Genomic DNA, 13,253 nt, shown 5'->3' with positions numbered 1-13,253 from the left:
CTACCGATATTTTGAAATAAGTTTGTAAAATTAGTTCAAATTATCTGGCAAAAACAGTGGACCGATCGGCACTTCAGGTAACCCAAATTCTTCTGGATAGTCTACATCTACCAGGTACAGACCTTCCGCTTTCGCTGTCGCACCCGCTAGTTTGCGATCTTTAGCCTCTAGCAACCATTTGATCCATTCAGGGCTCTCTTCACCACGTCCAACCTTTATCAAGCTACCCGTGATGTTACGAACCATATGATGCACGAACGCATTAGCTTTAATATCAATAACCACATAGTTCCCATGGCGCGTAACGTTCAGATGCATCAAGTTTCGAAATGGGCTACGAGACTGACAATGCGCCGCACGAAACGACGTAAAATCATTTTCACCAAGCAGATACTGCCCTGCCTCATGCATTTTTTTCTCGTCGAGCTCACCATGATAGTGGCTCACACCAGAGTTTAAGATACCAGGTCGTAAAGCATGATTGAAAATAATGTAGCGATAACGGCGCGCTGTCGCTGAGAATCGTGCATGGAAATCATCTGGGACTTCCTTAGCCCAGCGAACCGCTATATCACTCGGCATGTTCGCGTTTGCGCCCATAGTCCAAGCTACCATTTTTCGAGTAACGTTGGTATCAAAGTGCACAACTTGTCCTGTGCCATGCACGCCAGCGTCTGTCCGACCAGCACACTGCACTTCAACTGGGTGATTAGCAACAACGGACAATGCTTTCTCTAGCTCTTCTTGGACACTTTTCACTTCTCTTTGGCGCTGCCAACCAAAGTAGTTTGTACCGTTGTACTCGATACCTAATGCGATTCTCATCTTAACCTTCGAACTCTAAAATGGGGCAGGAAGTATATACTCAAGTCACCTCAAGTTGCCAGTTTCAACAAGGATGACGTAGAGGTAGCATCATACTAGCGAGACACAAAAAGGGTAGCCAACGCTACCCTTTTCGATTTATCGGCCATTAATGGCATCAATCAGGCTCTTTGCTTCGCGGCGAATATCATCTTCACCGTAAACAATCGCCTCTTCTAGTAATTTTATCGCCCCTTGAGAATCGTTCATCTCGAGATAGATTTTAGCAAGGTCCAGTTTTCCAGCAGCTTCAGCGTTGCTATCTACGTCAACATCGCCGATCTCACCGATAACATCTGGAAACTCGTTCAATCCGACATCAAGCTTCAGATCTTCCTCTTCGAACTCACCACCTTCTTTATCGACCTGAGCCATCAATTCATCAATCGTCATAAATTGATTTTTCTTCGGGTCGAAGTCATCCAAGCTGCTTTGCTCTGCCCAGTTTTCTTGCGCGATCTCTGGCTGACTTAGTGCATCACTTGAATTCCAGACATCACGCTGGTCCTCGGGCACTTCGTCCGCAGAACTTACGCTATCGGCAGCTGGTTTAAAGCCATCCCAATCATCTCCAACATCAAGCATGGTTTCAAAATCCATACCTGCGCTTGCGATGGTGTCACTGTCTAACTGACCTTCAAATACCTCTGAACTTGCGTCTTCAGCAAGAAGGTTAGCCATTGAAGATTCATCATCTAAGTCACTTAGCGGCTCACCCTCTGTCGCCGTTAGCTGCACTTCTGGTTCAGTATCAAAACCGTTTTGCTGCGCAAAGACTTCAAACAAAGCATCATGATCGTTATCGGCTTGAATAGCTGGTCTCGATGTCTCTGCTTCAACCTTAGGGCTCTCTGGCGCACCCTCGTTCATTGACGCGAGAACATCTTCCTCATTGAACTCTGGAAGATCTTGGTCGTCAAAACTTAACTCTTCATCCTCACCGGAGATTGGTTCTATATCTGCAGTCTCAGAGCTCGGTAATTCTGGCTCTTCTTCCATCGACGCCAAGGCATCTTCTTCGCTGAATTCTGGCAGTTCGAGTTCATCGAAATCGAACTCTTCTTCTGCTTCAGTCGCCGACTCAGCTTCAGAGCGCTCAGGCTCGATAGATTCTGGTTCATCTAACGTAGGTTCGCCTGCCATGGACGCCAATGCGTCCTCTTCGCTGAACTCTGGCAGTTCGAGTTCGTCGAAATCGAACTCTTCTTCTGCTTCAGTCGCCGACTCAGCTTCAGAGCGCTCAGGCTCGATAGATTCTGGTTCATCTAACGTAGGTTCGCCTGCCATGGACGCCAATGCATCCTCTTCACTAAACTCTGGCAGTTCGAGTTCATCGAAATCGAACTCTTCTTCTGCTTCAGTCGCCGACTCAGCTTCAGAGCGCTCAGGCTCGATAGATTCTGGGTCATCTAACGCAGGTTCGCCCGCCATAGACGCCAATGCGTCCTCTTCGCTAAACTCTGGTAGTTCGAGTTCATCGAAATCGAACTCTTCTTCTGCTTCAGTGGCCGAATCAGCTTCAGAGCGCTCAGGCTCGATAGACTCTGGGTCATCAAACGCAGGTTCGTCCGCCATGGATGCCAGTGCATCTTCTTCACTGAACTCTGGCAGTTCGAGTTCATCAAAATTGAGTTCTTCTTCTGCTTCAGTCGCCGACTCAACTTCAGAGCGCTCAGGCTCGACAGACTCTGGGTCATCAAACGCAGGTTCGTCGGCCATGGATGCCAGTGCATCTTCTTCACTGAACTCTGGTAGTTCGAGTTCATCAAAATTGAACTCTTCTTCTGCATTGGTGGCCGAATCAGTTTCTGATGCTAGTTCTGAACTTTCTGGCTCACTTTTGTTACCCGAGTTTTGTTCTTGTTCTGGTTGAGTTTCACTTTCTAGTTCAGGCTCATCCAGTAGCCAATCTTCTTCTTGTGGAACACCAAATTCATTTTCTACTGTATTTGGTGTCGGAGTAAACGCCGGAGCGTCTTCTTCTGTCTCAACTTGAGGCGGCACTTTAGCATCAGGCTCTACTGATGCATCTTGCGTTGACTTAGAATTGGCATCCTCCTCTTGTTGTGGCGAAGATTCCTCTATCTCAGCTTGCGGCTCTTCAACTTGTTGTTGCGCTAAATCATCTTCAGTATCAAATAGCGCATCCAGTTCAGCAGAAAAGTCCGCGTTTTCTTGCTCTGTAGGCTGAAGCTCTTCACTGTCTGACTCAAACAAGTCGTCTAGCTCGCTCATTAAAGGATCGTTCTCTGGTGAGAGATCCTCTAAATCACCAAGAAACTCATCGCTGCTAAATGGCTCTGAATCAGTTTCTGGCTCGGTTAATGGTTGCTCTGGCGCTGTTTGTTGTGGGTCTGGTTGACTGTCACTTAATAAAGCGTCGATGTCCAAACCAGACTCAATTTCCGACTCTTCATGAGCGGGCTCTGACTCGGCTATTGAAGATGGTTTCTCGTCGCCGTCTGGTTCGCCAAAACCAAGTGAAGCGAGTAACTCTTCCTCTTCCGATTTATTCTGTACAGGGCTTTCGTCCTCTCGAATCAGATCATCAAACGGGTCTAACTCAGTCTCAGTTCCTGTCTCTTCATCAAGTTCGGATGTAACGTCATCAATGAGTTCATCTAGTAAATCTGTGCTATCTGCATCTAACTCTTCAATCGAGTCATCGCCTTCAAAACCAGAGAGTGCTTCTAGCTCATTCAGTGGGTCAAACTCGTCGTCTGTTTCATCTTCGTCAAAATCGATCAGTTCATCGAGTAAGTCCGTACTGTTTTCATCTAGAACGACGTCTTCGCTGGCGTCACCTTCAACTTCTGTCGACTCAGTAACAGGCTGCTCGTATTGAGCTAATAGCTTATCGATATCGTCATCAGATGCCTCTCCTGCGCTGAAATCATCATCCGATACGGGCTGTTTTAGTTCAGGTTCATCGGTATCTAGGTCGAAGTCGTCATTGCCAAGCTCCGCAAACAAGTCATCAAGCATATCCTGATCGACAGTGTCACTTGGTAACTCTTCTGACGGCTCATCTGCTGCAAGTAGTTCCGCAAACGCGTCGTCTGAAAGCGAGTCTGCTTTCTCGTTCGTATCATCTGAAAGATCGAAGCCAGCCTCATCGTCATCGAGCACTTCTAGTTCTGGAGCAACCTCATCTAAGGCTCGCTCCATCTCTTCTAAACCAAGCGCTTTTTCTTCGCCGTTAACTTGGATACCATTGTTCGATGACTCAAACTCATCCAGACCAACATCTAGGTCGCCGTCATCACCGATACCCGCAAATGGGTCATCGTCCCCTTCTAGGTTGAAATCCAGTTCTTCATCGTCAAGGTTGGCAAAGACGTCTTCTTCTAAATCTGGCTTCTCTTCTTGTGTAGCCTGAGTATTAATATCTTCATCTGCGAACAACTCATCATCAAGTGTGAGTTCTTCATCCAGCTCGTCCGTCGCCGCTAAACCAATTGGCGCAGCTAATGGATCGGTTTCCTGCGGCGATTGCTCAGCAGGCTCTTCCTCTTTGTTTTTAGAACGGCGACCAAGCAACATCACAACCAACAGTGCCAGCAATGCACCTGGAATAAGCGCCGCTAAGCCGACAAGCCAACCATTAGACAAAATCTTGTCAATCGTACTTGGCTGCATGCGTTGTTGCTCAGCAAGGCGCTGGCGCTCTTCAGCAAGCAGTTTCTCGACTTCCGAGCGAATGCGTTCTTCGTCATTCAGCTCATTTTTCAAGGTTTCAACTTCGCTTTGCACTTCTGACAACATTAAGCGAAGACGATGGTTCTTCTCTTCCAATGACTCTAATTCACTTTGTGAGCCTTGAAGTTTGTCTTTTAACGCACTGACCTGCTTTTCACCCTGCGGAGAGGTGATCACAGGTGGCGCAGGAACAACTGGTATTGTTTTTTGAACCGGTTTTGGTTCCGCAGCTACAGTGGTTTCTGGTTTAGGAGCAACAGGCTTGGGTTCTACTTTTATTTGTGGCTTTGGTTGCTCGGTGACGCGTTGCGCTGGCGTGGCTCTATTTGTCGGCTTCGGCTGTTTTAACTTAGCCTCGTGCGCCTTCATAATCGCAACAGCTTGCTCTGTAGTCGCGCTTTGCACTTGCTCTAGAGACGGTACTCGTAGTCGACTCCCTGGGATCAACTCATGAATGTTTTGGTTCTCAAACGCTTGAGGGTTAATCCGATAAATGGCAAGAAGCGTTTGTTGAACGGTAACACCACGTGAAGGTCGTAATTCTGAAGCGATCGACCATAGTGTTTGATTTTCACCAGTCGGACCAAAGAAACGTGACGGCTGAGTATTTGCAGGAGGAGCAGGTAATGCTCGCTCAATATCTTCAGCATAGCTCGGAGATGATTGCACTTCACCAGATGGTCCAACAAGACGAATTCCTTCGGCTTGAACCACTGATGATGTCTGAGTCGCGCTCATCAACACAAGGGCTGCTAACAAACGCTTATAATTTTGACGCATAGAAGGCTCAGTTTTGTGCTAAATACAATTTGAAATGGTGATCGGTTAAATATATCGGATATCACATGCAAAACTATAGCGTTGAGAATAAAAAATGTGTGGCTCTCGCCATATTCGTACTAATCTCACACTATTTTGTTCCGTTCGTACAAAAAAGCCTCGCACAATGCGAGGCTTTGAAATGAACAGTAAGTGACTTAGTAGTAATCGCGGATCAGGACTTCAGCGATTTGTACCGCGTTAGTTGCTGCGCCTTTACGCACGTTATCCGCCACAACCCACAAGTTTACACCACTGTGATGGCTGATATCGTTGCGGATACGACCAACCATAACATGATCTTTACCGCCCGCATCACGCACTTGTGTCGGGAAGTCATCACCGTGGAAGACTTCAATGCCTTCTGTTTGCTCAAGTAGATTAATGACTTCTTGTGCATCAATTGGAGAGCGAGTCTCAATGTGAAGCGCTTCAGCATGACCATAGAATACGGGCACACGCACACACGTTGGGTTTACTGTGATTGATGGATCGTTAAAGATCTTCTGTGTTTCCCACACCATTTTCATTTCTTCTTTGGTGTAGCCATTTTCCATCATCTGATCGATTTGCGGAATACAGTTAAACGCAATCTGTTGAGAGAATTGCTTCTTATCCGCTGGCAGACCGTTTAGAAGCTTAGCCGTTTGACCTGCTAGTTCGTCAATGCCCGCTTTACCCGCACCAGATACGGATTGGTATGTAGATACGTTAATACGCTCAATACCCACTGCATCCTGAATTGGTTTTAGTGCCACCAGCATTTGAATGGTCGAACAGTTTGGGTTCGCGATGATGTTACGGTTACGAAACTCTGCAATCGCTTCTGGGTTTACTTCTGGCACAACAAGAGGAATGTCGTACTCGTAACGGAAGTGTGAAGTGTTGTCGATAACGATAACACCTTCATCTGCCGCGATTGGCGCCCATTTTTCAGATAGTTCACCACCAGCAGAGAACAACGCAATATGAGCTTGAGACCAATCAAACTCTTCAACGTTCTGTACACGAACCGTTTTGCCATTAAAGCGATAAGTCTTGCCTTCGCTACGCTCACTTGCCAATAAGTGAATGTCACCCACTGGGAATTTACGTTCTTGAAGCACTTCTAAAATTGTTTCACCGACCGCACCGGTCGCACCTAAAATGGCAACATTATATTGCTGGCTCATTGACTTACCTCAATCTGAAAACCTAGTTCTGCTAATGGAGCAAGGTTACATGTTTTGTTACCCACTAGCGTGACAGCGCTGTATTCACGGCGATCCCAGTAGTTTTTACGCATCAGGTCAAAAGCACCTGGCTTACTGATCTCACGACGGAAAAGAGCGTCATCTCTACGCACATCATAGATTAACTGCGTGATGTTATGCAGTGTTGCTTCATCCCAAGCTCTGTCCAATACCATAGTAGGAACAGGCGCGGTTGGCAGTAAATCGCTGGCATGCGCACGTAATTCGTTATTTAAGAACTCACAGTAGCTGTTGAAAATCATCGTCGTACCGCGAGCTTTCCCTTCCAAGCCGTAGCCTGCAACGTGAGGGGTTGCGAATGCTAGCAGAGGCAGAAGCTCCATATCAACCTCTGGTTCAAATTCAAATACGTCAAGCGCTGCGGTAAAACCGTCGTTTTTCAAAAGACGTTGCTTCAATGCCTCGTTATCAACGATTGGACCTCGCGCGGCGTTAATCAAAATCTGATCACCACGAAGCGAGTTTAAAACCGTTTCATCAATTAAATGATAAGTTGGATATGGGCCATCTTTGGTGATTGGCGTATGTAGTGTAATGATGTCTGAGCTTTCAATCAGTTCTGTCAACGGAGTAAAGCTACGAGGATCACCAGCCTCTTGTTTGAATGGGTCATTGATGAGAACTTTAATCCCCATGCCTTTCAAACATTTCTCTAGGTAGCTACCTACTTGGCCTGCACCAATAATACCTACCGTCTTGTCAAATACCGAGAAGCCTTGTTGCTGAGCGAGCACCATCATCACGCTGAACGCGTATTCCGCCACACCCACTTTGTTACAACCCGGCGCAGCGGTGAAGAATATACCTTTCTCTTTTAAAAGCGCTTGGTCGACATGATCCATACCTGCTGTTGCGGTACCAACAAACTTTAGCTTGTTTGCTTTGCTGATTAGATCGGCATTCACTTTGGTTACCGAGCGAATCATTAGGGCATCAACATCCACTAAATCATCAGCCGTCAGTGTACGACCTGGTTTTAGAATCACTTCACCGAGTTGGCTGAATAGCTCTTCAGCGTACGGCATATTTTCATCAACAATAATTTTCATAGCGCCAGCGTTTTAACATCCATTTGTATGAGTTCGTTTATTCGCAAGATGCGAAACTAAAACGATTGTGCCCTTTTCCCGAAAAATCTCAAGAAATAACCCTAATAAACCTCAAGGAGATTGGCTCCAAAGAAATCGTTTAACGGGAAGCAACGTAAAAAGCAGAAATTGAGAAAAGAAAAAGCCCGGCTAAATAGCCGGGCAAAGTTCCAGAACAAAAGGATCCTATCCCGCTCTCCATGGGATAGAGTCTGCGTCTGTTCGATCAGTGTGACTGATCAAGCTCTGGAAACTGGATTGTTGACGCTGTACTCACTCACGTGGCGCGCCAACAAATTCAGTTAACCTTGGTACTTTTTAATAACCAAAGTTGCGTTTGTGCCGCCAAAGCCAAAGCTGTTTGACATTACGGTTGTTAACTCTGCATCACGTGCTTCTGTCACGATGTCCAGACCTTGAGCTGCTTCGTCCAAGTTTTCAATATTGATGCTTGGAGCAATGAAGTTTTTGTCTAGCATAAGTGTTGAGTAAATCGCTTCGTGCACACCAGCGGCGCCTAGTGCGTGACCAGTCATTGCTTTTGTTGCAGAGATTGCTGGGCTGTTCTCACCAAACAATTGTTGGATCGCACCAAGCTCTTTCACGTCACCAACTGGTGTCGACGTGCCGTGCGTGTTGATGTAATCCACACCGTCAACGTCTTGCATTGCCATCTTCATACAACGGATCGCGCCTTCACCTGATGGTGCTACCATGTCGTAGCCATCTGAAGTCGCACCGTAACCTACGATCTCACCGTAGATTTTCGCGCCACGTGCTAGAGCGTGCTCAAGTTCTTCGATAACCAGCATGCCGCCACCGCCAGAGATAACGAAACCATCACGGTCCGCATCATACGTACGAGATGCTTTGTCTGGAGTGTCGTTGTATTTCGTTGACAGCGCACCCATGGCGTCAAACATCATGGTTTGAGACCAATCAAGCTCTTCACCGCCACCCGCAAAAACAATGTCTTGTTTACCAAGTTGAATAAGCTCCATCGCGTGACCGATACAGTGAGCAGAGGTAGCACATGCAGAGCTCATTGAGTAGTTCACACCACGAATCTTAAATGGCGTAGCAAGACAAGCGGAAACCGTAGAAGACATAGTACGAGGAACCATGTAAGGGCCAACTCGTTTTACGCCTTTTGCGCGCATCGTATCTGTCGCTACCGTTTGGTTGTATGCAGAAGCACCGCCAGAACCCGCAACGATACCGGTACGATCGTTTGAAACCTGATCCTCTGTAAGACCAGCGTCTGCGATTGCCTGCTCCATTGATAGGTATGCATAAGCAGCCGCATCACCCATAAAGCGCATCTGCTTACGGTCGATGTGTTCCGCCGGGTTGATTTTTAGGTCACCCCATACTTGCGAACGAAGACCGTGTTCTTTGAACTGCTCAGATGCAGTGATGCCAGATTTGCCCGCTTTAAGAGACGCTAGAACTTCTTCGACGTTGTTACCGATACTTGAAACAATACCCATACCGGTGATTACGACTCGTTTCATTATGACATTCCTATAATTCAAAAATCCGCTAGATGATAACTAAGATAGTCAACAAAAGTGGTCAGCTTTCCCATAAATTCGTACAATCGCCCCATTCTTACCGCGCCAAATCACAAATTTGCACCATTATGACTTCAATAAAAAACGCAGAACTTGGTTGGAACGAAGCTGGTACTCCGGTTTCAGACCAATTTGATGATGTTTACTTCTCTAACGTAAACGGTCTTGAAGAGACACGCTACGTTTTCTTAAAACAAAATCATCTCCCAGAAAGATGGCAGGAATTTGACCAAAGACGTTTTGTCATTGGTGAAACAGGATTTGGCACGGGATTAAACTTCTTAGCAGTATGCCAGTGGTTTAGTGAGTTTCGTCGTCAGCATCCAGACGCAGCATTGAAAGAGCTGCATTTTATTAGCTTTGAAAAATACCCGCTAAGCCAAGCGGATTTAAAGAAGGCGCATGAAGCTTGGCCTGAGCTAGCTGAGTACGCGGAAAAGTTACAAAAGCACTACCCTGCCGCCGTGCCAGAATGTCATCGCATTATTTTAGAAGACGGCGCAATCACGCTCGACCTTTGGTTTGGCGACATCAAAGACTGCATGCCACAAGTCCCATACAACGAACAAGGTTTGATTGACGCTTGGTTTTTAGATGGATTCGCACCAAGTAAAAACCCAGAAATGTGGAACCAAAATCTGTTCAACAACATGGCTAAGTTAGCCAAGCAAGACTGTACCGTTGCCACTTTTACCGCAGCGGGCTTTGTGCGTCGAGGATTGAACGAAGCAGGCTTTGCAATGAAAAAAGTCAAAGGCTTTGGCACCAAGCGTGAAATGATCGCAGGTTCGATGGAACAACGCGAAAAATACTCGAACCATCTTCCGTGGTTCAATCGCACGGCGTCCAGCAATCTTGATTCGATTGCCATAATCGGAGGCGGTATTGCCAGCGCGGCGTTAGCGAAAACGTTGGTTCGTCGTGGCCAAAACGTCACGCTTTACTGTAAAGACACTCAACCAGCCGAAGGAGCGTCGGGTAATCGTCAAGGGGCCGTGTATCCCTTGTTGAACGGTCCTCATACTGGTGTTTCGCGTGTGTTTGCGCCTGCATTTTTGTTTGCAAGACAATTTATTGAACAAGCTGCGGAGTCGGTTACATTCGATCACGATTGGTGTGGTGTAACTCAGCTAATGTGGGATGAAAAATCTGCTGATAAGCTGGAAAATATGCTTGCGGGTAATTTTCCTTCTGAATTGATTCAAAAACTGTCCGCCGAGGAAACTGCGAATACTATCGGATTACCTATCGAGATGTCGTCTGTGCACTATCCTATGGGAGGGTGGTTGTGCCCTGCCGAGCTAACGCGTGGGTTAATCAAACAATTAGAACAGACATCGTTACTCTCAACGAAGTTTGAACATCACGTTGAAGCATTAAATTGGGATGAAGAGCATCAGCTTTGGACACTAGCGGTCAATGGTCAAACATTTGAGCACTCAACCGTTGTGATTGCGAATGGCCATGAGTTCCAGACATTGAGCCAAACCGCTTCCCTGCCGATGGGACAGGTGAAAGGGCAAGTCAGTCATGCTCCGGCGACCGAAACGCTGAGTCAATTGAAAACGGTATTGTGTTACGACGGCTACATGACGCCTGTTAACCCAAACAATCAGCACCTGTGCATAGGCGCGAGCTACGATCGCAGTCACCTAGACTACGAATTTGATGAAAACGCTCAGAAGGATAACGCAGAAAAGTTAGTTAAGTGCGTACCGAACCAAGAATGGCCAAAAGAGGTAGATATCAGGGGCAATCGATCTCGCCAAGGTATTCGCTGCGTGAGCCGAGATCACTTACCATTTGTCGGAAATGTGGGTGACTTTGAGACGATAAAAACGCAATACGCCAACTTACAAAATCAAAAAGCAGAAGAGGTAGAAACCGTTCATCAGTTCACTAACTTATTCTGCTTCTTAGGTTTAGGATCTCGTGGGCTGAGCTCTGCACCATTGTTAGCTGAAGTGTTGGCCTCGCAAATCTGTGGAGACCCGCTGCCATTACCTGTTGATGTATTGACCGAACTTCATCCAAGTCGAATGTGGGTTCGTAAACTAAGAAAAGGCAAAGCCATTACCGAGCTGTAAGAGTATTCTCTCATTTACATTCCCGACGCAGGTATGTGTCGGGAATCGCTAACTCATTAAGTCACTCGTGTTGAAATTACTTCAGCTGTGCAATTGCTTGTTTCACTTGCTCTGCTACTTCCGGATTTACCGCCTCACCAGACTCCACGTCAAAGTTCTCGTAGAAGCTCGGCACAGATAGCGATGCTTTCACATCTGCTCCGAAAAATTGCGCGGAACCTGTTGCCGCTGCAAGAACGCTCTGTGCGCCACCCGGACCAGGAGAAGTTGCTAAGTAAACGACTGGCTTGTTTTGGAATACGTTGCGCTCAATGCGCGTCGCCCAATCAAATAGGTTTTTATACGCTGCTGGGTATGAACCGTTATGCTCTGCGAAGGAAACAACAATAGCGTCAGCCTCAGCCAAATCACGTAAAAATGCGACAGCACCTTCAGCTTGACCAATTTCTTTCTCTTTGTCTTCGCTAAACATCGGTACTTGATAATTGTTTAAGTCTAAAACGTTCACTTGAGCGTCTTCGACTTGGTTTGCTGCGTAAGTAGCAAGTAGTTTATTGATTGAGGTAGAGCTGGTAGAAGCACCAAATGCGACAATTTTCATGGTTGTAATCCTTTGTTCACGTTTTATGCTAACCAGAATAAAAGTTGAACAGTTTCGCTACAACCACAAAAATTTTATGGAGAGGTTCGAATTTTTCGAAGTAGTAAATGACTTGGACTAATAAACGGAGAACGACGTTCGGAGATTAAGCCTGAGCCTGCAGTTCTTGCCACAAGTCACTGACGATCGCGCGATCAGCTGGGCTTAATTCGGTACGAGCGTCTTCCAAACTGCTCTCAATGCGTGACTTCAGTTCAGTAATATCGCTAATGCCTTCTTCTTCACAAGATGCCGCAGACAAAGAGATGTGACCACGTAGATAACCACCAGCAAACAATTCATCGTCAGATGCTGTTTCAATTCGAGCATCAATCAGTTCCAGTAGTTTTTCTTCAAATTCAATAATCATGGTGTATCTCTGAGGTTATTTGAGGTTATTTAACGCAAAAGTCTGACGCTTCCAGCGGCTTGGTTTGGTAAAACGCACGCAGAGCATCCGAAAGCATTCTCACTCGCAAAGGCAAGCCAGCTTCCAAAATACCCAACACTTCTTTATGCACTTTCTGCATAAAGCCGAGCCTATCTGGTTCAAAATCGCCGTGTAGATTGTCACAACTCACCGTAAAAGGGAAGCCAGCACTTTGTGCCAGAATCCATTCATAAGCTTGCGGACGCACTTCAACTTTCTCAAACTCCGCTTGAACTTCTGCCGTGCGCCCATCGGGTTCATACCAATAGCCAAAATCTTCCAGCAAACGACGCTCTGGCCCTGCCACACACCAATGCGAGATTTCGTGTAATGCGGAGGCATAAAAACCCCGAGCAAAAATAATCCGATGATGAGGATGTTCATCATCAGCAGGAAGATAAATAGGCTCATCACCACCTAACTCCAATTTCGTATTAAATTGGTCTAAAAAGGTGTCATTAAAAATAGTGATAAGGTCTTGGTATTCGTGGGTCATCGTCGAGTTTGTACTTCAGTTTGACATGCGCTGGGTATTGTCGCTGTTTTTATCTATTAGGTAAAGATGCTCCCACAGTTTTGGTTATTAGTTGAATTTATCTGAACATCGCTTTCTCCATATAATTTCTCATTCGTCAGCGTACTCATTTGCTACTACACTCTCGCCTTATTTTGATGCTGCTCAAACTGCTGTTTTTTAAGCGGTTTGATTACAGGCATGTTGCTGGTTTTAATCACTTTTTAAGAATGATAAAACCTTTTGTAAGTGTTGTTGCTGCGCCTACGATGATTCACGTAGAAC

The 13,253-nt window shown here is 46.2% G+C and carries 9 protein-coding genes; 1 reads left to right on the top strand and 8 read right to left on the bottom strand.

Annotated features, from left to right (window positions below):
- Positions 1-30: 30 nt before the first annotated feature.
- The 5 genes from truA to fabB all read right to left on the bottom strand — a co-directional run bounded on the left by truA (position 31) and on the right by fabB (position 9,237).
- Complete coding sequence (gene truA, locus CAG69_RS02460; RefSeq protein WP_047010110.1) at positions 31-825, bottom strand: tRNA pseudouridine(38-40) synthase TruA; 795 nt, start codon at positions 823-825, stop codon at positions 31-33.
- 138 nt (positions 826-963) lie between these two features.
- A complete protein-coding gene (locus CAG69_RS02455; RefSeq protein WP_161442569.1) occupies positions 964-5,343 on the bottom strand; it encodes a FimV/HubP family polar landmark protein in 4,380 nt (1,459 codons plus the stop codon).
- A gap of 197 nt (positions 5,344-5,540) precedes the next feature.
- Positions 5,541-6,554: an aspartate-semialdehyde dehydrogenase gene (locus tag CAG69_RS02450; RefSeq protein WP_161442567.1), complete on the bottom strand. Its 1,014-nt coding sequence runs from the start codon at positions 6,552-6,554 to the stop codon at positions 5,541-5,543.
- A complete protein-coding gene (locus tag CAG69_RS02445) occupies positions 6,551-7,684 on the bottom strand; it encodes a 4-phosphoerythronate dehydrogenase (protein ID WP_046875557.1) in 1,134 nt (377 codons plus the stop codon). The genes CAG69_RS02450 and CAG69_RS02445 overlap by 4 nt, the downstream gene beginning before the upstream one ends.
- Positions 7,685-8,025: 341 nt before the next feature.
- A complete protein-coding gene (gene fabB / locus CAG69_RS02440) occupies positions 8,026-9,237 on the bottom strand; it encodes a beta-ketoacyl-ACP synthase I (protein ID WP_006741726.1) in 1,212 nt (403 codons plus the stop codon).
- A gap of 128 nt (positions 9,238-9,365) precedes the next feature.
- Between fabB and mnmC the strand changes: the two genes are divergently transcribed.
- A complete protein-coding gene (mnmC, locus tag CAG69_RS02435) occupies positions 9,366-11,384 on the top strand; it encodes a bifunctional tRNA (5-methylaminomethyl-2-thiouridine)(34)-methyltransferase MnmD/FAD-dependent 5-carboxymethylaminomethyl-2-thiouridine(34) oxidoreductase MnmC (RefSeq protein ID WP_161442565.1) in 2,019 nt (672 codons plus the stop codon).
- 76 nt (positions 11,385-11,460) lie between these two features.
- On the opposite strand, the gene CAG69_RS02430 is transcribed toward mnmC, so the two are convergent.
- From CAG69_RS02430 to CAG69_RS02420, 3 genes are all read right to left on the bottom strand, one after another.
- Positions 11,461-11,985: an NADPH-dependent FMN reductase gene (locus CAG69_RS02430; RefSeq protein ID WP_053808780.1), complete on the bottom strand. Its 525-nt coding sequence runs from the start codon at positions 11,983-11,985 to the stop codon at positions 11,461-11,463.
- A gap of 145 nt (positions 11,986-12,130) precedes the next feature.
- On the bottom strand, positions 12,131-12,394 hold the full coding sequence (locus tag CAG69_RS02425; RefSeq protein ID WP_005397926.1) for a YfcL family protein: 264 nt from the start codon (positions 12,392-12,394) through the stop codon (positions 12,131-12,133).
- 25 nt (positions 12,395-12,419) lie between these two features.
- Positions 12,420-12,950, bottom strand: a complete 531-nt coding sequence (locus CAG69_RS02420) for an elongation factor P hydroxylase (protein WP_005397924.1) — start codon at positions 12,948-12,950, stop codon at positions 12,420-12,422.
- Positions 12,951-13,253 lie beyond the last annotated feature (303 nt).

The organism is Vibrio sp. V43_P6S15P86 (assembly GCF_009904725.1).
In the GTDB taxonomy this organism is placed as follows: Bacteria; Pseudomonadota; Gammaproteobacteria; order Enterobacterales; family Vibrionaceae; genus Vibrio; species Vibrio diabolicus.
Note: the sequence above shows the minus strand (reverse complement) of the source record. Positions and strands in the feature narration are given on the sequence as shown.

Coding starts and splice junctions, on each gene's coding strand:
- CAG69_RS02430 (WP_053808780.1), bottom strand. CDS start 11,985: ATGAAAATTGTCGCATTTGGTGCTTCTACCAGCTCTACCTCAATCAAT.
- CAG69_RS02450 (WP_161442567.1), bottom strand. CDS start 6,554: ATGAGCCAGCAATATAATGTTGCCATTTTAGGTGCGACCGGTGCGGTC.
- CAG69_RS02455 (WP_161442569.1), bottom strand. CDS start 5,343: ATGCGTCAAAATTATAAGCGTTTGTTAGCAGCCCTTGTGTTGATGAGC.
- CAG69_RS02445 (WP_046875557.1), bottom strand. CDS start 7,684: ATGAAAATTATTGTTGATGAAAATATGCCGTACGCTGAAGAGCTATTC.
- CAG69_RS02425 (WP_005397926.1), bottom strand. CDS start 12,394: ATGATTATTGAATTTGAAGAAAAACTACTGGAACTGATTGATGCTCGA.
- truA (WP_047010110.1), bottom strand. CDS start 825: ATGAGAATCGCATTAGGTATCGAGTACAACGGTACAAACTACTTTGGT.
- mnmC (WP_161442565.1), top strand. CDS start 9,366: ATGACTTCAATAAAAAACGCAGAACTTGGTTGGAACGAAGCTGGTACT.
- fabB (WP_006741726.1), bottom strand. CDS start 9,237: ATGAAACGAGTCGTAATCACCGGTATGGGTATTGTTTCAAGTATCGGT.
- CAG69_RS02420 (WP_005397924.1), bottom strand. CDS start 12,950: ATGACCCACGAATACCAAGACCTTATCACTATTTTTAATGACACCTTT.